The sequence below is a fragment of the Levilactobacillus wangkuiensis genome (assembly GCF_016861605.1).
Lineage (GTDB): Bacteria > Bacillota > Bacilli > Lactobacillales > Lactobacillaceae > Levilactobacillus > Levilactobacillus wangkuiensis.
Genome location: NZ_BOLM01000023.1, coordinates 21,944 through 40,841, shown reverse-complemented (window position 1 = coordinate 40,841; position 18,898 = coordinate 21,944). Strand labels below are relative to the sequence as shown.

General features: G+C 48.7%; 17 protein-coding genes. 10 read left to right on the top strand and 7 right to left on the bottom strand.

The features are described 5' to 3' along the window. Window positions 1-735: 735 nt before the first annotated feature. From JUF13_RS12530 to JUF13_RS12515, 4 genes are all read right to left on the bottom strand, one after another. Entirely contained in the window at window positions 736-2,061 is a 1,326-nt protein-coding gene (locus JUF13_RS12530) for a sensor histidine kinase (RefSeq protein ID WP_203639949.1), read from the bottom strand. 4 nt (window positions 2,062-2,065) lie between these two features. Next, window positions 2,066-3,391: a GHKL domain-containing protein gene (locus tag JUF13_RS12525; protein WP_225893669.1), complete on the bottom strand. Its 1,326-nt coding sequence runs from the start codon at window positions 3,389-3,391 to the stop codon at window positions 2,066-2,068. 4 nt (window positions 3,392-3,395) lie between these two features. Next, window positions 3,396-4,151: a response regulator transcription factor gene (locus JUF13_RS12520; protein WP_203639948.1), complete on the bottom strand. Its 756-nt coding sequence runs from the start codon at window positions 4,149-4,151 to the stop codon at window positions 3,396-3,398. Between the two features lie 508 nt (window positions 4,152-4,659). Next, a complete protein-coding gene (locus JUF13_RS12515) occupies window positions 4,660-5,088 on the bottom strand; it encodes a hypothetical protein (protein WP_125765241.1) in 429 nt (142 codons plus the stop codon). A 612-nt stretch (window positions 5,089-5,700) separates the two neighbouring features. On the opposite strand from JUF13_RS12515, the gene greA reads away from it, so the two are divergent. Beyond that, a complete protein-coding gene (gene greA / locus JUF13_RS12510; RefSeq protein ID WP_203639947.1) occupies window positions 5,701-6,186 on the top strand; it encodes a transcription elongation factor GreA in 486 nt (161 codons plus the stop codon). Between the two features lie 291 nt (window positions 6,187-6,477). On the opposite strand, the gene JUF13_RS12505 is transcribed toward greA, so the two are convergent. The 3 genes from JUF13_RS12505 to JUF13_RS12495 all read right to left on the bottom strand — a co-directional run bounded on the left by JUF13_RS12505 (window position 6,478) and on the right by JUF13_RS12495 (window position 10,776). After that, window positions 6,478-7,152, bottom strand: a complete 675-nt coding sequence (locus tag JUF13_RS12505; protein WP_203639946.1) for a matrixin family metalloprotease — start codon at window positions 7,150-7,152, stop codon at window positions 6,478-6,480. Window positions 7,153-7,325: 173 nt separating this feature from the next. Further along, window positions 7,326-9,710, bottom strand: coding sequence for a phosphoketolase family protein (locus tag JUF13_RS12500; RefSeq protein ID WP_125765248.1), 2,385 nt, complete (start codon window positions 9,708-9,710; stop codon window positions 7,326-7,328). Window positions 9,711-10,050: 340 nt separating this feature from the next. Next, complete coding sequence (locus JUF13_RS12495) at window positions 10,051-10,776, bottom strand: GntR family transcriptional regulator (protein WP_125765250.1); 726 nt, start codon at window positions 10,774-10,776, stop codon at window positions 10,051-10,053. Between the two features lie 185 nt (window positions 10,777-10,961). Here JUF13_RS12495 and JUF13_RS12490 point away from each other — a divergent pair, with 185 nt between their 5' ends. From JUF13_RS12490 to JUF13_RS12450, 9 genes are all read left to right on the top strand, one after another. Next, window positions 10,962-11,465: an aminoacyl-tRNA deacylase gene (locus JUF13_RS12490; protein ID WP_203639945.1), complete on the top strand. Its 504-nt coding sequence runs from the start codon at window positions 10,962-10,964 to the stop codon at window positions 11,463-11,465. Window positions 11,466-11,468: 3 nt separating this feature from the next. Continuing rightward, window positions 11,469-12,272: a hypothetical protein gene (locus tag JUF13_RS12485; RefSeq protein WP_203639944.1), complete on the top strand. Its 804-nt coding sequence runs from the start codon at window positions 11,469-11,471 to the stop codon at window positions 12,270-12,272. A gap of 256 nt (window positions 12,273-12,528) precedes the next feature. Continuing rightward, window positions 12,529-13,611, top strand: a complete 1,083-nt coding sequence (locus JUF13_RS12480) for an ABC transporter substrate-binding protein (protein WP_203639943.1) — start codon at window positions 12,529-12,531, stop codon at window positions 13,609-13,611. A gap of 4 nt (window positions 13,612-13,615) precedes the next feature. Further along, window positions 13,616-14,440 (top strand): ABC transporter permease, encoded by an 825-nt coding sequence (locus JUF13_RS12475; RefSeq protein ID WP_203639942.1) that lies wholly within the window; start codon window positions 13,616-13,618, stop codon window positions 14,438-14,440. Continuing rightward, entirely contained in the window at window positions 14,440-15,255 is an 816-nt protein-coding gene (locus JUF13_RS12470) for an ABC transporter permease (RefSeq protein WP_203639941.1), read from the top strand. The genes JUF13_RS12475 and JUF13_RS12470 overlap by 1 nt, the downstream gene beginning before the upstream one ends. Next, window positions 15,255-16,292: an ABC transporter ATP-binding protein gene (locus JUF13_RS12465; protein ID WP_203639940.1), complete on the top strand. Its 1,038-nt coding sequence runs from the start codon at window positions 15,255-15,257 to the stop codon at window positions 16,290-16,292. Before JUF13_RS12470 ends, JUF13_RS12465 begins: the two co-directional genes overlap by 1 nt. Further along, on the top strand, window positions 16,282-17,154 hold the full coding sequence (hisJ, locus tag JUF13_RS12460; RefSeq protein WP_203639939.1) for a histidinol-phosphatase HisJ: 873 nt from the start codon (window positions 16,282-16,284) through the stop codon (window positions 17,152-17,154). The genes JUF13_RS12465 and hisJ overlap by 11 nt, the downstream gene beginning before the upstream one ends. 15 nt (window positions 17,155-17,169) lie before the next feature. Next, window positions 17,170-18,021, top strand: a complete 852-nt coding sequence (locus JUF13_RS12455) for a metallophosphoesterase (protein WP_203639938.1) — start codon at window positions 17,170-17,172, stop codon at window positions 18,019-18,021. Window positions 18,022-18,251: 230 nt separating this feature from the next. Continuing rightward, on the top strand, window positions 18,252-18,761 hold the full coding sequence (locus JUF13_RS12450) for a hypothetical protein (protein WP_203639937.1): 510 nt from the start codon (window positions 18,252-18,254) through the stop codon (window positions 18,759-18,761). Window positions 18,762-18,898 lie beyond the last annotated feature (137 nt).

Below are 18,898 nucleotides of genomic sequence, written 5' to 3'. Positions count from 1 at the left end.
GTTTCGAGAAAAATCACTAAGTTCTGGCATTCATCTTGCGATTAAAATCGCAGGTTTTCTGCTTAGTCCTTAATAAATAACTCCGGGCTTATGATCTGTATTTTGGGTTGGTTCATTTGACTAGCTCTCGCCTGCCTATCCCTATCCTGGCGGCCTCCGAAACGTGCTCCGCGAGCCAGACTCCTGCGCTTAACCCGGCTAAGAAAATATCCTTGAGCCTTCTGCTGAAACTGCTTTGGACCGTTTGACTGGCTCTCACCAATCTATCCTGGTCCTGGCGGCTTCCGAAACGTGTTCCGCAAGGCAGCTGGTTCCGCACTCTTTTCTTATACAACAAAAAAGCCGGAGTAACCACTCTCCGACTCCCACTAGCATCATTAGAGCATTCAACATAATCACAGTTTGTAGTCAGGATAACGCTGTCACTCAAATCAGCCATAATCTCAATATGTAGTATTGAGCAATTCAAATCACTTTTAGTTAGTTAAAACTAATTGTGCAGTGAAGTTTCTCCTAATCGTAAAGATTGAGAGTAATTTCACAATGTCGAGAACCCGCAAAATCACTTTATTTTCCGACTTCCCTGAAAGATTGATTGGTATTACAAGACCTAGTATATCAGATGGGTGTAGAAATGCAAGCGTTTTCAGACAATTACTTTATTCGAACGAAACCATTCTGTAAACGATTTTGCATGCTGACTTTGTGAATACTCCAAGGCCCCGGTTACTTCGGCTAATCCTTCGGTAGGGCCACACTTAATTGACCCCAATGGAGTTTCATCTGCAAAGTCAGCACCGCTTTAGCCGGTAATAACTCATGAGCATTAGAAAAATCTAATATTCCTTCGTCGGCTACTATTCGGGTATGCCCGTCTAGCTGGGCCTCCCTAGGCACCGGAAAGGTCAGCGACCACCGAAGTTCCTTCGCCGTTTCTTTTAATTCAAACGTCACGATAGCCGACTGACGCTGGCCCAGAACGGGTAAAATCGGTGGCAAGGCTGCATCCACGATTCGCCCCATATCCTTTAGCGTCATCACCGTCGCTGTGAGGGGCTCGGGCACTTTAACGAAGAGCTGAACGCCCTGCTGCTGTGCTAATAAATAATTATGATAAAGCTGATATCGAAGCGCCGCGCTGGGAACATTGACCAGGTCCTCAATCGTTAGATCCGCGGCATTGCTGGTTTCCCAGCCCGAACGGATGTCGATATACAGCTGCCGAAAGCCGTCGTAATCCTGATCCGCGAGGTAGCCCCCTAAGCCTAGCAACATGTTTTGGTAGTCGTGATTAAACTTGCGGACCGCTCCCATTTGCCGATTCAATTCCGTGGTATACTGCTCCCGAAATTCTCGTTGATCAGTCTGAAATCGTGTGTGCTCCGTTTGTAAGTGGGTCTGCATCAGCATGTACGTGCTCAACGACAGGCCAACCACCAGGGTGCCCGCGATGCCGCCTAGAAAAACCAGGTAGGATTCCGAGTCTTGCAGGGATTGCAAGGAATACTCGAATAAAATGTAAATCACGCCCAGCACCGACATGAAAGCCAGAAACAGGTATTCCATTGAGCGCCCCACGATGTCTTGAATCAGATTTTCCATCGGTGCTCTGGTCAGCCACAGGCCGGAGCCAATTACGGCAAAAATAATATTATTAATCACCAACTCAATCAAAGTTCCCCAGAAACTAGCGGCAAACACCTTCCCGGTCAAGGCAATCGCACCGGCAATCATCATCATATCAATGAACTCAATCAACAGGTAGGCCAGCATGGTCACGTCGATAAACGCCGGCAGGTACTGCCATTGGTGCCGCAATCCCATCACGGCGAATTCAAAGCCTAATAGCAAGATAACGGGCAACGCCCCCAGGAGCGTGCTATGCGCCGTGAAAGGATTTAGTAGGTCGACCGTCGTATAGACTGCCGCAATTAGCGCACAGTATAATGACGTATGCTTCATCGGCAACAATTGTGGGAACCAATAGTATTGAAACAGGACGAACCAGAAGCTCATCGAGTAGTCCGCCAGCCCCAGACTCAATTGACTCACCGTAATCACGTGCTCACCTCCCCGGCTTCGTTAAGATTAGTGTCAGATACAACATACCGCGTTTCAAAGCAATCTGTAGGGCCGCATTAGGCGTCTCATCGACAATTTCTCGAACCGTGTTCAGGCCCTGACCGTGGCCCTCACCCTTGGTCGTGTACCCCGCTGTCATAAATTCATTAATCTTCGGCGGCTTGGTGATTGACACCGGATTCGCCACCGCTAGCTCAACGGAATCGGGATAATCCAGCACGGCACAGTAAATAGCCGTCCGCCCAGCAACGGCGCCGGCTTCAATGGCATTGTCCAACAGAATCCCCATCACCCGCAACAGTAGCACACTGTCCATGGGCAGACTACGAATGGCGGTCGGCACTTCAAGCCGTAGTGACAGGCCCCGATTCTGCGCGGCCAATATTTTCTGGAAGAGCAGACTCTTTAGGGCGGGGTCGTTTAGCCGTTGCAGCCCCTCCTCTTCGATGCCCGCCAGGTGGCTGGTCGCCTGCCAGCGGGAATTCAGCGTTTGATAATAGGCCGTTAACCCTTGGTAATCCTTAGCGTCCAGGTAGTCACCCAACCGCAACATCTGCTTTTGATAAATCTGTTTGAACTCGCGAATGGCCCGGACCTGATTGGAAATCCGACGGTCATAACGCGTCCGTAGCAACGTTTCCTGGTACAAGGCCCGGACCCGCTGCCGGTGGAAAAAACTTTGCAGGAAGAAAAATAGGCTGGTACTGATCAACAGGATCATCACCAGTTCCACGCTCAGCGCAAACGTCATCATTGCGTGGGTGATGGCCAGCCGGTGAATGATGGTTGAGGACAATTGCGCCAGAACCCCCAGGCTAATCAGCAAGGACATGACCGTCACCTGTTCCTTACGATTAAAAGCCAGTCGTTCCAAGTTCCCCGGTTGCAGACGCATCCCCGTCACGGCAATCGAAAATAAACTGTAGATTACCAATTGAAAAATAAGGCGACAGGCAATCACCAGCGGCGTCTGACTCGTGGCAAAGCCAAACAATTCAATTGTGACGGCCCGCATCACGTCGTTTACCAGCACCACGACCAAATAAATCACGATGGTCGCGTTGACAAAGATTACCGTCATTCGTGGCCGGTGGTGCATTAAGTATAGTAGTGCGCTCAGTGGCGGTAGAATCAGGGCCCAGGATTTCCCGATGACGGCGGGAATCAGGCCCCATCCAATCCACTTGAGCGGCAATTTCCAGTTTTGTGGCCGAATGACCCCAATCCAGAGCGTGATGAACCACTGCATGGTCACGGCCAGCACCAAATTTATCCAAAAATGTGAGTCAAAGACGTGCACGCCTGTCACCCTTTCAAGCCTTCAGATGTTTCTGCACCAACGTTTTGACCTCATGAAAACGCCGGGTCGCCACGTCCGTTCGATCCCCATTAGGGAAAAGCAGTTGGCGATTAACTTCGTCGATACCGCTCACGTTCGCCAAGTTCACTAGAAAACTCTTGTCCGTTCGATAAAGCTCCGGATACTGATCCGCAATATCCTTCAGGAATCCAGGAAATTCAACCAGTTGACTGGCCGCGTGAACCGTCACCTTGTGGGGCGTCTCCGCGGTCGCCACGAAGTAAACATCGCCCATCGGTAGGCTAAAATTTCGGCCACCAATCGTGTAGCTAAAGAGATTTTCCGTATTGCTTAAGTAATTGGTATAGCGCTCATACCCGTAATCGATATTTTCCCGGAGTTTCTGGTCGATCTGCTCGCGCCCCAGGTCCTTCACGATGAAGTCCATTGGCTCCACCTTCCGCTCAAACGTTAACAAAGCCATTTCTGAGTGGGTCGTCACGAACACGATTTCAGCGAATCCCAACTGTTTGCGAATGGCAATGGCGGTCTCTAACCCCGACATTTGTTCGGCCGGGAACTCAATATCTAAGAAAAATAGTGCGTACTCTGGTGGGTCAATCGTCAACTGATGCAACAACTCTGCTGGACTCGCTGTCGCACAAACGACCTGCATATCGTAATCATTGATCATCATGTAACGCTGAACCACATCCGTATAATGTTTCAACTGTTCAGGATTGTCTTCACAAAGGTAAACGGCCAACACAACTATCACACCCTTTCAACTAGTCTTGCACAGTACCTATTACCCACTAATGTACCTTGAAATTGACTTGTTTGCAATCGTTTTGCGGTGCCATCTAGGCATAAAAAAGAACCACCAGTCCTGGTAGCCCTCTTCTAAGTGGATTATTTAATTCCAGTCGGCAAATTAGCACTCCCCCAAGTTCTAACTACTCGTGTCCCTTAGGCCTCCGATAACCACTACTTACTCTTCAGCACATTGGTCAAATCTTCAAAACGCCATTAACCTAAGTGACAACTCATTCTGACGCACTGTCAGGCCGACAATATCTGATTAGATAACCAGTGGATGCCCCTCAATCATGTTAACCCGTTATTCACGTATACTTTAACCGATTGACTGGCAAAATCAGTTGCCGTAAAACTGACCTCTTCCAACTGTTACTACTTTAACATGAAACGCCTCAATAAGGGGGGAAGTCGCAAAAACGTCATTTAACGCACGTTAAAGCTTGAAAAAATCACACAATTTAATTGTGCCGTAATGAATAAGTGATAAAGCCACCTAAAATCAGTGGACTCGTGAAGGCGAGCACGATGTCAAGCAGGACTAACCAATACCACTTCAGTGTCGTTTTCGGCGCTGCCTGAAGTCGCGGGGCCCGGGCTGGCTTGGCCATTTTCTCATAGACGGAGGCCGTGTCATCACTGGCCTTTTTCAATCCCCGCTTCCGCCGTCGCCGAATCGTGGGGGCCTTCACATCCCGGTTGTCTTCGAGGATGACCCACTTGGCGAAGGCAAAACACAACAGGCAGACCAGGAAGTACCAGTCGGCAATCGACATTCCCGGTATCAGGCGCCACTGCGCATAGTTGAGGTGCCCGAGTAACATAAAGATCAGGGTAAAAATCAGACCAATTCCGGTTTGTTTGACCCAATACTGTACGGATAATTTCATGAGGTGACTCCTTTTCTTTTTCCAAATCGTTCGTTAAAATGGAACTGCGGTTGGCAATATGTTGGGCATGCCGCTCCCGGCGGCGGGCTCAGGGTGCCCTGCTATGGGGCCGGTTCCAGACTGAGGAGCGGTCTTCCACCTCAACTTTGAGCCTGGGAACCGGTCGCTGAGATTGGTCAATCATTGCTAACTGGCTGAACCACGAAACCTTTTACTATTCATATTCTCGCCTAACTGATTTGCTTCAGAGAAGATTACGCCAATAGTTAAACAAGCTGGGCCTATTTGACCACGATTCATTGACGGGCTAAACCAGTGTCAGCAGCAAAACTGGGAAAACTGGGCCTAACTAGGTCGTTGTTAGTGACCAGAGGCAGATCAAAGTGACCGGCTGTGTCGGTGGCCTTGGCTGGAGTTCTTTTCCAGCCTAGTCCACGGGGCGACTTTTGAGACCGCTCTTCGGCTCAAAATCGAGGTGGAAGCCCGCCCTTTGGCTGGAACCGACCCCATAGCCGGGCACTTTGAATCTGCCGCCGGGAACGAAAACCACCGCGGCCAGGACCAGTTTTCACCAGACCGGCAACAAATAACTATGTAAATTGAGGTGATACGATGGCAGAAGACTTTAACCCCATCACAGCAGCCGGCTACCGAGAGCTGCAAACAAAAATTGCGGCCCTCGAAGCCGACCGTCCCGAAAAAATTGCGATTCTAGCCGAGGCCCGGGCGCACGGGGACCTTTCAGAAAACGCGGAATATTCCGCCGCTAAACGAGACCTACGTCACCTAGAAAGTCAGCTGCGGTTCTTCAATAAGCAGCTTCAGTACGCCAAGGTCGTCAACCCCGCTGCCAACGACCAGGTCGAGCTCGGCAAATGGGTCACCGTGACCTTTATGGACGACGATGACCAGGCCGTTTACCAACTGGTTGGCACTCAAGAAGCCGACCTCGAGGCGGGAAAAATCACCCGGGTATCGCCGTTGGGCAAGGCCCTGTTGGGACATCATCCCGGCGAAACGGTCACAATTCAGGCCCCCAACGCCAGTTACGACGTGCAAATCGTTGCCGTTGACCTTGAGTGTCCCTCATCCCATTAGTATACCATGTTAAACGCACCGGTTCGGTAGCTGCTTGCTACTGGTCGGTGCGTTTTTTGATCTGTAACCGGCTAATAGACCCAGTTACGCGAACGATGGCAAAAAAATAAGCCTTCCCTCTAACTTTAGCAGGTTAGGGAAGACTCGCTCCATGAGTCAATCTTGATCAGTTACCGTTGTCTCAGCGGCTAGCTTTCACAGACTAGGTCCGTGTAACAGACACGGGCCTTTTCTGATGGCTTTAGTCTACCATGTTCATCCAAGGTTTACCAACAAATACCCCATCAATTTTTACTGATAAATCAGCTTCAAACTCTTCAAGTCCCCGCGTGATAATCGGGTCTGACCGTGAGCAATGGGATACATCACCGACTTGCGCGACTTACTGTGGTCTAAGCCCAACGCGTGCCCCAATTCATGGACGGCCACGGCATCCGTATAAGCCGCTGCGTAATCGCCGTTAAGGCTAGCCTCCGCATGATTTTCGCTGTCGGTCCCCCAGCCATCATTCGTCTGAATAATCTCGGGACCCCCATGACCCAGCTCCACCGTAGCGGCCTGTTTAGCCATCTTTTTGTGATACACAGAAAAGGTAATCTGGTTATGACCTGCGCCCGACCAGCCCGAATTTTCAACTAAATGCACGATGCCCGTCTGATTATAGACCTGAACGGCGTCAGCAAAAACTTGCTTACCGTCCGCCGGCAGCTGGTCGCTGAACCGGTAGTAATACGTTTTCGACAACCCTACGCCCTGCACAATGTCCACGATGGGCGTGGCATCCTTAGGCACCTTCACGGATGCCGCGTGCGTAATCGTTGGGTCCTGCGGTGATCCGAAGGCGTTGCCACCCCGAATCTGATCAATGGCGGCGGTTAATTGTGGCAACCGCCCACTCCGATACCCAAAACCGATTAACAATAACCCCACTAATATGCCTAATACTAAACCCCGACCTCGACGCATACCGTCGTCCCCTATCTATTCCCAGTTTGGCCACGGGCCATGATTCCTCGTCGTGACCAGTTATGCCATTAACCAGTTATACCACACTACTTTCTGGAATCATAGCGTCGCAACAAAAAAGCACCCGCCCAGTCCAAATGGACCAGGTAGGTGCCTCATCAAACATTTTTAAGTTACTTCAGTGGCTTCCATTGCCAGTTGTTAACTTCTGGCAAATCAGTCCCGACCTCACGGATGTAAGCCGTGTGCTTAGCAACCATGTCGTCCATGCGTTGGATAAAGTAGGCGCCCTTAACAGCGTATTCTTTAATGTCGCTGACGGCTTCCTTGGCCAAGTCATAACGGTCCAATTGGTTCAAGACCCGCATGTCAAATGGTGTCGTAATGTCACCATTTTCACGGTAACCATGAACGTGAACGTTGTGGTTGTGACGGTCGAAGAAGAGATCCTTGATCAAGCCTTCAAAGCCATGGAAGGCAAAGATAACAGGCTTGTCAGTCGTGAACAGACGGTCGAATTCTTCGTCAGAAATCCCCCGTGGGTCCAGCTTAGGTGAACGCAACTTCAAAAGATCAACCACGTTAATGAAGCGGATCTTCATTTCAGGGAATTCGTCATGCAACAATGAAATTGCGGCTAATGATTCCCAAGTTGGTTCAGTCCCAGCAGCAGCGAAGACAATGTCAGGTTCTTGACCTTGATCAGTTGAAGCCCAGTCAACGTAGCCTAAACCATTGTTAACCAAGTTCGTGGCTTCATCAATGGAGAACCATTGTGGACGTGGGTGCTTAGACGTCACAATGACGTTGATCTTGTTGCGGCTCTGGAAGGCCACGTTACCGACAGCCAACAAGGTGTTGGCATCGGCTGGCAGGTATTCACGGATAAATTCAGGCTTCTTTTCAGCCAAGTGGGTCAGCATACCTGGATCTTGGTGGGTGTACCCGTTGTGGTCTTGCTGGAAGACAGTCGAGGTGTCAACGAAGTTCAATGATGGGTAATCATTGCGCCAGTCCTGTTCAACGGCCTTACGTAACCACTTCATGTGTTGCGTCAACATAGAGTCAACGACCCGGCCGAAGGATTCGTAGGTGGCGAAGAAACCATGACGACCAGTCAAGACATAACCTTCCAACCAGCCTTCAGCTTGGTGTTCGGAAAGTTGTGAATCAATGATCCGGCCTTCGTGGGCCATGTTTTCATCGTTTGGTTCATGAATGTCTTCCATCCATTGACGCTTCCCGTAATCCAGGGCAGCGTACAACCGGTTGGACTTCGTTTCATCAGGACCAAAGCCACGGAAGTTATTCGGGTTCAACTTCATGACGTCAGCCAGATAATCGGACCAAACTAACATGTCTTGCGCAATCGTCTTACCGTGTTCAGTGGTGTCGACGGCGTACTTCTTATAGTCAGGGAGCTTCAAAGGTTCTGGCTTGATCCCACCATTAGTGATTGGGTTCATGGCCATCCGTTGTTCACCCTTAGGTGCCATGTCACGGATTTCTTGCTTAACAGAACCGTCTTCGTTGAAGAGTTCCTCTGGCTTGTAAGACTTCAACCAGTTGACCAGCATGTCGGCGTGTTCCATGTCGCCAGCGGCAACAGGAATTGGCACTTGGTGGGCACGGAAGGAGCCTTCGATTGGGTTGCCATCTAAGTCGGCCTTAGGACCAGTCCAGCCCTTAGGGGAACGGAAGATGATCATTGGCCAGTTAGGCAATGAATCGTCGTTGTTCTCACGAGCATGCTTTTGGATAGCCTTGATCTTTTCGATGGCCGTATCCATGGTCTTAGCCATGTCTTCGTGAACCCGCGTGAAGTCTTTTTCGTTTTCGTCAATTTCAACAAAGTGTGGATCCCAGCCCATACCTTCGAAGTACTTGGTTAAGTCTTCGTCGGACATCCGTGACAGGATAGTTGGGTTAGAAATCTTGAACCCGTTCATGTTGATGATTGGTAATACCGCACCATCTTTGATTGGGTTAATGAACTTGTCTGAGAACCATGAAGTGGCCAATGGACCAGTTTCAGCTTCACCATCACCGATTTCAACAGCGGCAATGACGTCTGGGTTGTCGAGGATAGCCCCGGTCCCATGAGAAAGGCTGTAACCGAGTTCCCCACCTTCATGGATAGAACCTGGTGTCTCAGGAGCAGCGTGAGAAGCCACACCACCTGGGAAGGAGAATTGCTTGAATAAACGCTTCAATCCAGCTTCGTCTTGAGAAATGTTTGGATAAATTTCACTGTAACTACCATCAAGATATGAGTTAGAAACCATCACTTGGCCACCGTGACCTGAACCTTCAATATAGAACATGTTCAAGTCATACTTTAAAATAGCCCGGTTTAAGTGAGCATAGATAAAGTTTTGAGAAACAATCGTCCCCCAGTGACCAATTGGTTTAATCTTTACATCGTCAGAGGTTAAATCACGCTTCAATAATGGGTTGTCACGCAAAAATAACTGACCAACTGACAAGTAATTTGCTGCACGCCAATACTTGTCAACGCCTTCCAAGTAGGACTTGGAATCGAAGTCTGCATTTGCCATGTAATTAACACTCCTTCTGTGAATTCGTAACGACATCGTTATCTAATGGTTAGAAAACGCGTAAAATTTATCTCGTAGTGACTACCGGGATGCTTTTTACAGCCTCTATCATAGGCTGATTTTTATAAAAGTCAACCTTTTTGACAATTGGACCGTATCAATTTGTGTAAAACGTGAACCAAATCCGTGCCACTTCTTGGATAAAATAAAAAGTCCAGGACATCTCGTCCCAGACTTATGGCAAAAATATATTAATTTCACTGCTAGTACCCAGCGCGCCACGGCCATTTTTCACCAGCCCGGAGGCGACGCAATAATCCTATTTCCCCCATAGCGAACGTTATTCTTCATCTAGGGAAACAAAGGTGTTATAGTTCAAATACTGATAGTGTAACCGCATGTTGGACACTTCAAACGGCGTCCCGTCATCCAGAAAGAAAATTCCTTCCATGATGCCGACGGGTTCCACCGGCTTCAGCTGCAACAACTCTTGATCTTCCGCCGTTGATGGCTGGGCCTGAATTGACATGAAGGACTTAGTGACAACTTTGTCCTGACTTTCCAGGTAATTAAAAATAGAGTCCGACACCGTTGCCTGCGTCAGGTTCGGCGCAATTTTAATAGGAATGTAGCCCGTTTCAATCATGAACGGCTTGTCGTCAAACAGCCGTAGCCGCTTGATTTCATAAACGAAGTCGCCCTCCTCGAGGAACAGGTCCTGTTGGATTTCTTTGCTGGCCGGAACCACGTTAAAATTGAGCAACCGAATGCCCGGTGTGTTCCCCGCTGATTTCATACTGTCAGTAATTCCTAAATTTGATCCCTCATATTGAAAAATTGTTTGGTTTTTCATATATAATGGGTTAATGAAGGTTCCCGAACCGCGCTTTTTAAAAATCAGTCCCTGGTTCGCCAGAATACTGAGTGCTCGCTTCACCGAGCTGCGGCTCACACCGTAAGCTTCGCTGAGGCTCCGCTCGTCCGGCAGCCGTTTATTGGGAAATTCATTTTGATGGATACGATGTTTTAAGTCCCGCATCACTTGTCGATAGACTAAATCTGCCATGATATCTCCTCATAACTCTTCAACTAGACGTCACTGTACGCTGAGCGCAACCGCTCAACAGGTATTCTCTTTGATAGAGTATAACAGGTTTTGGTGGCGGTGTCTTCTTTTATAGAAAAACAACCGGTCCATTTATTTTTAAAGTGCGGTCCAATTTATCAATAAAATTTTGAAAGGTGAGTCCCATGTCCAAAAAGAAAAAAGGTAAACGCCTGCATAAGACGTTAGTTGAACAGATTTTAGATAAGAACAAAGTCGCTTACAAACAATTCGAGTTTGCGACCCACACCCAGGGCGACGTCGCCCAATTAGACGTCGATCACGAAGACGTTGACGAGCACCACATCTACAAGACGCTGGTGTTGAGCGGTCCCACGACCGGACCAGTGGTCGGCGTGCTTCCCATCGATGAACACCTAGATGAAAAAAAGTTGGCCAAGGCTTCTGGCAACAAGAAGGTCGATATGGTGCCACTGAAGGACTTGGTCAAGACGACCGGGTACGAGCATGGCGCCAACACCCCGGTTGGAATTTGGGAAAAGAACCACTTCCCAATTTATTTCGACAACACTGCCCAAGAACAGGGGCAAATTCTCGTTTCTTCCGGTCAGATTGGTCGGTCGGTTGAAGTTGATGCCACGGCGCTCGCTACGCTGGTTCACGGCACGTTCACCGACTTGCTGGAGTAAGCGATGAATACGGACCTGGTCCTCATTTTCAAGAATTTGGGGATCGTCGGCCTGGATCTACTGGTGATCCCCTTTATCTTTGTCACGCTGTTAACGTTTCTAAACCGCAACACCAAGGCTTTTTTAGCCAATGGATTTGGCGTAAACAGTGAGCTGTACTTGGGGTTCATCGGTATTTTCTTTCATGAACTCAGCCATCTGGTGACGGCCGTGGTGTTTGGTCACCGAATCGATAAGGTCCGGCTGCTTAAACGGCCACATCCCAATCGCCGCGGGGCAGATGGCCAGCCCGACCTGGCGTTGGGCTACGTCAATCACACTTGGAATCAGCGAAATTGGTACCAGGTCACCGGTAATTTATTTATTGGGATTGCCCCCATCTTCGGCTGTGCGGCGGTCTTGTTGGGATTAACGGCTCTCCTGATTCCCAGCTGGTTTCAGGGCATGTTAACACTGATTGCTGACCCGTTCAACCTGGACTGGTCGGGCTTTCTGGGTGCGCTGGGTGGCGACGATCATCCCTGGATTCGGTGGACAATTATGGTACTATTATCGCTCAATCTGAGTATCGGTGGCTTTGATTTAAGTGCCGCCGACTTCGCAAACTCCCGGATTGGCCTGATTGGCTTCGTGACCATCATCGTGATTCTAACGGTGGGCCTCACTCTGCTAAACGTGGCCAGCGGCTTTCTCACGTTTTTGACCGGCGCCATTATCCTGTTGGCGCTGGTGTTGGGCTACGCGCTACTGATTTCACTGCTGACCAACTTGCTGGTTCGTTTGGCCTTACAAATTAAAGATCATTAGGAACCCGCGGTCGTCCTGGCCACGGGTTTTTCGTGTTTTCGTGAAAATCAAAAAGCTTGAATTCTGCTCGATGGGTTCACTAGTTTAAGCGCAATATCTACATTGAATCCCAACTAGTTAATTGCGTTGGCAGTGAACGTTTACATAATTAAATAAATATGCCGTTTACAAAAATAATACGGCAATTTTGCAAGCACTTTACACGAGTTCGCTAATATACTGCTAGTACCTAATAGAAGAGGAAGTGTTGATTTTCATGTTAAACAAACGCAATTTAGCTATTGCTGCAGCCGCCTTAACGTTGACCGCCACGTTAGCTGGGTGCTCAACCAAGAATGCCGCAGGAACATCCGATAATTGGGAAACGATTGAGAAACAAGCCAAGAAGGAAGGCAAAATTGCTTCCGTAGGTATGCCAGATACCTGGGCCAACTGGATTGGCACTTGGAAAGACATCAAGAGCAAATATAGTATTTCACACGTTGATACTGACATGTCTAGTGCCCAAGAACTCCAAAAGTTCAAACGTGCTAAATCTAGTGACTCTCCCGACATTGGTGATATCGGTTTAAACGTGGCCCCCACTGCCGTTCAGCAGAAACTGGTGACACCCTACAAGACCAAGTACTGGAAGGAAATTCCGGACTGGGCCAAAGATAAAAAGGGCTACTACTCTGCTGGCTACTCTGGCTCGATGGTCTTTATCACCGACACCAAGAATGTGAAAGCTGCCGATGCGCCTAAGTCCTGGGCTGATTTAGCCAGTGGCAAATACAAAGTATCCCTGGGTGACGTCGCCACTGCGGCTCAGGCTCAATACGCCGTGTTAACCGCCGCTTACGCAAATGGCGGTAGTGAAGACAACGTGGAACCCGGCTTGAAATACTTTGCCAAGCTACACGCCAAAAAACGCCTCTCAACCGTCGACGCCACTGTTCAGAACCTCCAAAAAGGTGAAATTCAAGTTGCTGTGATGTGGGACTTCAACGCCCTCAACTACGCACACCAAGTTAATGAAAAACGTTTCAAAATCACGGTACCTACCGATGGCACTGTCACCAGCGGGTACACGGAAATCATTAACAAAAACGCCGCTCACCCCAACGCCGCCAAGTTAGCCCGGGCCTTTATTTTGTCCGACCAAGGTCAAATTAACTTAGCTAAGGGTTACGCACGGCCTATTCGAAGCAGTGTCAAGCTACCAGCAGATGTGAAGAAGAAGCTATTACCTCAAAGCGATTACAAGAAAGTCTTCCACGTGAAGAGTAATGACGTTTGGAACAAGGCAACCGTTAAGCTAGGACAACAATGGCAAAACGACGTTCTCGGGGCGAAGTAGTCACATGACAACCCGACTAAAAGTCTTTTCCCCGCTGAGTCTGTTGGTCATCCTGGTCCTTCTATTACCGATTAGTGTGATGATTGTCGCCAGTTTTCAAGGAGGCGACGCTGGCTTTAGTCTCGATAACTATCGCCAAGTCTTTACCAACCATTACTACAGCGAAGCCATTCGCAACAGTCTAGGCATCGCACTGATTACGTCCGTATTCTCCTTATTGATTGCCATCGTTGGCGCCTGGTCTTTAACCCACTTAGCCCCGTCGACCAAAAACATGTTTATTTCCTTATTTAACATGTCGGCTAGCTTTGCCGGGGTCCCTTTGGCATTCTCGTTAATCATTCTGTTTGGTAATGCCGGGATCTGGCAAGCTCTGACGACGGCGCTCCACCTGCCCCGTTTATTTGAGATTTATTCTTTGAGCGGTACCACCTTGGCTTACACCTTCTTCGAAGTTCCCTTGGGAATTTTATTCTTGTTCCCCGTTTTTGAAGAACTCAACCCCGAATGGCGCGAAATTTCCGCCGTTCTAGGCGCATCCCCCTTCTTTTTCTTCAAGAAGGTGATTCTACCCATTATTTTCCCCAACATCATTGAGGTCTTGATTCTCCTCTTTGCAAATGCGATGGGGACTTACGAAACAACCTTTGCTTTAACCGGCAATAGTATCGTCACAATTCCAACCCTGATTGGAACTTTGATTGACGGCGGCTTAACCGCAAATATTCCACTTGCTTGCACGTTTGCCACCCTCTTTGCTCTGGTAATGACGGCCCTAGTTTGGCTAGGAAACCGGGTCACCCGTAGCAAGCGCGAGGTAGCTGCCTAATGCATCATAAAGCAAGCACTTACTGGGCTCGGGGCATCATGACCGCCCTCTTCCTTTACCTGGTTACACCCATCGTGGTCACCATGATTTATTCCTTTTCAACCTCCTGGGTAAAAACAATTCTGCCCAGCGGCTTCACTCTGAAATGGTACAGTCAGTTGATCACCAATGCCGATTTCACATCATCTCTCCTACGCTCGCTAGGATTAGGCCTACTGACCACTATAATTGCCCAAATTTGCTTTTTACCTGTGGTTTTCTACGCCAACGTCTACGATGCTCGGGTAAAGTCACACCTGCGTTTCGTGACCGTTCTACCTTTCACCATTCCGGGCATTATTCTGGTCACGGGTCTCATTCAGCTGTACGCTGACCTACCAATTCCAAAACTTTTGATCCTAGTCTTGGCAATTTCGTTGCTCAGCTTGCCACTCACCTATCAGGCCCTCGACAACGCCTTCATTGGTCAAGACTTTCGGGCCATGTTTGAACAAGCCCTGGTTCTTGGCGATTCTCCCCTCAAAGCCTTTATTAAGGTGATTCTACCCAATATTCGTGCGGGAATATTGATTGCCATGCTTCTAACCTTTACCAGTGCCTTTGGGGAGTACGTGCTCACAAACATTTTGTTAGGTGGTAACTTTGAAACACTCAAAATTTATATGTACCGGCTAATGCAGAGTAATGGTCAAGCTAGTAGCGTGCTAACAACCATCTACTTTATCTTTTTAGCCCTGGTATCCTTAATTTTGATTGTCATCATGCGCCACTATGCCAAACACGACCAATCCAGTCAGAAAGGGACTCACAACTAATGCAAGCAGATTTTCTCCAAATTCAGCACCTTGATATCACACTTTCTGGCAATGAAGTCATCAAGGACATGTCGTTCAAGGTTCGCCGTAACACGTTGACCACGTTTCTGGGTCCCAGTGGAAGTGGAAAAACCACCGTTTTACGCGCTATTGCTGGGCTCAATCAGCATGTTAACGGAAAAATTCTCTTGGATAATCAAGAGATTCAAGACCAAGCGGCTAACCAGCGTAATATCGGGATGGTCTTCCAATCCTATGCACTATTTCCCAACATGACGATCTTCGATAACGTTGCTTACGGGCTACGGGTACAAAAGCAAGCTCCCGCCGAGATTCGCGAAGCGGTTGCCGCCATGCTCAAAACCGTGGGACTCACCGACAAACGGGATGCCTACCCTGACCAACTCTCGGGTGGCCAGAAGCAACGGGTTGCGATTGCCCGGGCCATGGTACTCAAGCCCAAATTATTATTGTTGGATGAACCTCTTAGCGCCCTCGATGCCAAGATTCGTGTTAGCTTACGGGAACAAATTCGAGAATACCAGCAAAAATTGGGAATTACCATGCTATTCGTTACCCACGATCAAGGAGAGGCCATGGCTATTTCAGACGATATTATCGTGATGAATGAAGGCTGTGTTCAGCAACAAGGATCACCTATGGCCATCTATGCCCAACCGGCTAACGTCTTCATGGCTGAATTTATTGGCAATCACAATCTCTTAACGGGTCAACAGCTGCAACGGTTAGGAATCACTACAGCTGGTAATCATCCCCTCGCAGTCGCTGAACACTATGTCATTCGACCCGAGTTAATTTCTCAAATTCAGGTCCCCCATAGTGTTGCACTTGCAGGTAAAGTCACGTCTTTGACCATGCTTGGTGACCGGGTCCGCTATCAATTTCTAACCGACAGCGGTATGGTCCTCAAGGTGGAAGAACTAAACTTTATGCGCCCCTTGTCCACCAATATCCCCTTAACCTTGTTTGTAAATCCCTTACTGATCCACCAAGTGGGGACCACCGATGCTGAGTAAGACAGCGCTCCAGGACATTGACCGTCGCACCTGGAGTGGCCACAACCACACGGAATTTTGTCCTCACGGTTCCGGCGAGGACGTCGAAGACTACATTCAAGCAGCCATCGCCCAGGGGTTCAAGACCTACAGCATTACCGAACATTTTCCCTTACCACCAGCCTTCTATCAACATCCCGTTGGTTCACGACACGCCGTATATACTGCTTCATTTGGCCAGGTTGAGCTTCCTGCCTACCTAGAAAAAATGACCCGGTTAAAGGAGACCTACCGCTCACAGTTAAAGATTCTAGTCGGCTTTGAATTCGACTTTTTCCCAGAATTCTCTGACTGGACAGCAACGCAACTAGCACAATATGGGGCTCAGATTGATGACGCAATTTTATCCGTCCACTTTCTCCCCACCCCTCAGGGATTACGTGCCATTGATGACACCGCTACTGACTTCAAGAACGGGGTCGTTGCGGCCTACGGTTCACCCCTCGCTGTTGCGAACGCTTATCTGGAACGACTACAGGCCGCTGCTGATTGGCAGGTGCCCAACAAGCCCTCACGCTACGGTCACATCATGTTGTATCGCAAATGGCGCAACACCTTTCCCGCAAGAACAGTTTGGGCCGACGAGACAACCGACCGGCGTTTAATGAAACTATTAACGACCATTGCAGACCATAATGAGTTACTCGACTGTAATTTTGCTGGCTTGTTTCGCCCTACCCAGACTGAATTTACACCTACCTTTCCGTGGGTTCAGGTAGCACAAACTAAACAAATCCCTCTGGTCTTCGGCGCCGACGCTCATAACGTAGCTGCTGTCGGCCAAGGATACAACACCTATCTAGAAAATCACTTCAACGCTTAGAAAGGAGTCTAACGGATGCAACTCACCACAACGAGCCAAGCTCCCTTTCGAATCTGCCAGTTAACTGATATTCACTTGGGAAATACGCCACTGAATGCCGCTAGCAAAAAGACCCTTACTGCCATTGATGAGCTCCTCCAAGCACACGACTTTGATTTGATTATGATTACGGGTGATCTACTGTGGGGGACTGAAGCCCAACACCCAGAAGAAACGTTGACGGCACTTTACGATGTCCTTAACCGGATATCTACCCCCGTGGCCATTACTTACGGCAACCACGATACGGAAGGCACAATTAGTCGATCAGCCTTACGAGAACTTGAATCCAAACTGGCCCATCATGCAGATAAGCACTATGCTATGACGGTAGACGACCGCGAGAGTTACACGCTTGAAGTCCTGCGCGAAGGCCAACTAGCGCACGTTCTCTACGTATGGGATAGCGGGGCCTACTCCCATTGGCCCGACGCCGAACAGTACGCCGCCATCGAGCCAGCTCAAATTGACTGGTTCAATCGATTACCGTACGCCCACACAGTCAAACGCTGTGATCTGGGCTTTCTCCATATTCCCCTACCGGAATATACGCTGGCTGGTCAAAACATCCTAACCGGCGTCCAGGGAGAACCGGTTTGCTCACCCGTCACCAACTCCGGGCTTTTTTACAACCTGCTTCAAGCCCAGAATGTCAAAGCACTCTTTGCCGGACACGACCACGACAACAATTTCACTGCCAATTACCGGGATATCGGTCTGAATTATGGCAATGTCACCGGTTACAACACTTATGGTTCACTAGCTCGCGGTGCACGTTTAATCACGTTGACCCCCGACAGCTATACGACTCAAATTATAACCTTCTAAACAACCAGCAAAAGTCCGCGCCCTCTACAAACAGAGGATTGCGGGCTTTTTACTACCTCATCCTTGGACGTCTTTCTTTCCATATCACACCGGTCGCGCTGATCACTTTTTGTCTTCCTAGGGAATTCCCAGGGGTATTCTGCATTTGTATCGTTTCCTCAAACAGTCTATGGTGATGATAACTAACTGGGTGATTGGTTAGTGTATTTTGAAAAGAGGCTTACATAAGTATGAAAATTAAAAAAATGATTCCCTTCGTCGTGGCCTTACTGGCGCTGACAACCTGTGCCGGTATCAGTACGACAACGGCCGCGGCTAAGACTCGGTCTGTACCAAACGCACTCCGTGGCAAATGGTACATGGAAGGCAATGAAGCACAATTGTCCGAACAGATAACGCTAACCGCTAAGACCTTCAGATGGGCTTCCATTAAGAACAAACCCCACACCAACCTAGCGACTTGGCGATACTTCACGAACACGGGGACCAATAACCGACAACTCAAATTGGCGACTAAAATTAAAAACAATCAGGCCTTCACCCTCAAACGCTACAAAAAGATCAAGGGTGCCTGGACATTTAAGTTTAAAGTCAGTCACCACACACGAAAAATCACATTATACCGTGGTAAGTTTCGGAAGCAGGTCCTGTTAAAACGGCATCCTTTCTATATGAATACGTCATTCCGTCCGATGACTAAGTCCCTTATCAAAGAGGAAGTCCGCTTATTTAACCTATGATTTGGCCATAAAGCCTTTATAATTCGTTGCTTTTTGACCAATCCATCCAAGGAATATTCCTAGAAAAATAATTCCGCTCTTTACTTATCCAATTTACGCTACAGACCAAAAAGCCCTGATCACCAGCAAAGGTGGTC

Coding starts and splice junctions, on each gene's coding strand:
- JUF13_RS12495 (WP_125765250.1), bottom strand. CDS start 10,776: ATGGCAGATTTAGTCTATCGACAAGTGATGCGGGACTTAAAACATCGT.
- JUF13_RS12465 (WP_203639940.1), top strand. CDS start 15,255: ATGCAAGCAGATTTTCTCCAAATTCAGCACCTTGATATCACACTTTCT.
- JUF13_RS12475 (WP_203639942.1), top strand. CDS start 13,616: ATGACAACCCGACTAAAAGTCTTTTCCCCGCTGAGTCTGTTGGTCATC.
- greA (WP_203639947.1), top strand. CDS start 5,701: ATGGCAGAAGACTTTAACCCCATCACAGCAGCCGGCTACCGAGAGCTG.
- hisJ (WP_203639939.1), top strand. CDS start 16,282: ATGCTGAGTAAGACAGCGCTCCAGGACATTGACCGTCGCACCTGGAGT.
- JUF13_RS12455 (WP_203639938.1), top strand. CDS start 17,170: ATGCAACTCACCACAACGAGCCAAGCTCCCTTTCGAATCTGCCAGTTA.
- JUF13_RS12505 (WP_203639946.1), bottom strand. CDS start 7,152: ATGCGTCGAGGTCGGGGTTTAGTATTAGGCATATTAGTGGGGTTATTG.
- JUF13_RS12450 (WP_203639937.1), top strand. CDS start 18,252: ATGAAAATTAAAAAAATGATTCCCTTCGTCGTGGCCTTACTGGCGCTG.
- JUF13_RS12485 (WP_203639944.1), top strand. CDS start 11,469: ATGAATACGGACCTGGTCCTCATTTTCAAGAATTTGGGGATCGTCGGC.
- JUF13_RS12470 (WP_203639941.1), top strand. CDS start 14,440: ATGCATCATAAAGCAAGCACTTACTGGGCTCGGGGCATCATGACCGCC.
- JUF13_RS12500 (WP_125765248.1), bottom strand. CDS start 9,710: ATGGCAAATGCAGACTTCGATTCCAAGTCCTACTTGGAAGGCGTTGAC.
- JUF13_RS12490 (WP_203639945.1), top strand. CDS start 10,962: ATGTCCAAAAAGAAAAAAGGTAAACGCCTGCATAAGACGTTAGTTGAA.
- JUF13_RS12515 (WP_125765241.1), bottom strand. CDS start 5,088: ATGAAATTATCCGTACAGTATTGGGTCAAACAAACCGGAATTGGTCTG.
- JUF13_RS12480 (WP_203639943.1), top strand. CDS start 12,529: ATGTTAAACAAACGCAATTTAGCTATTGCTGCAGCCGCCTTAACGTTG.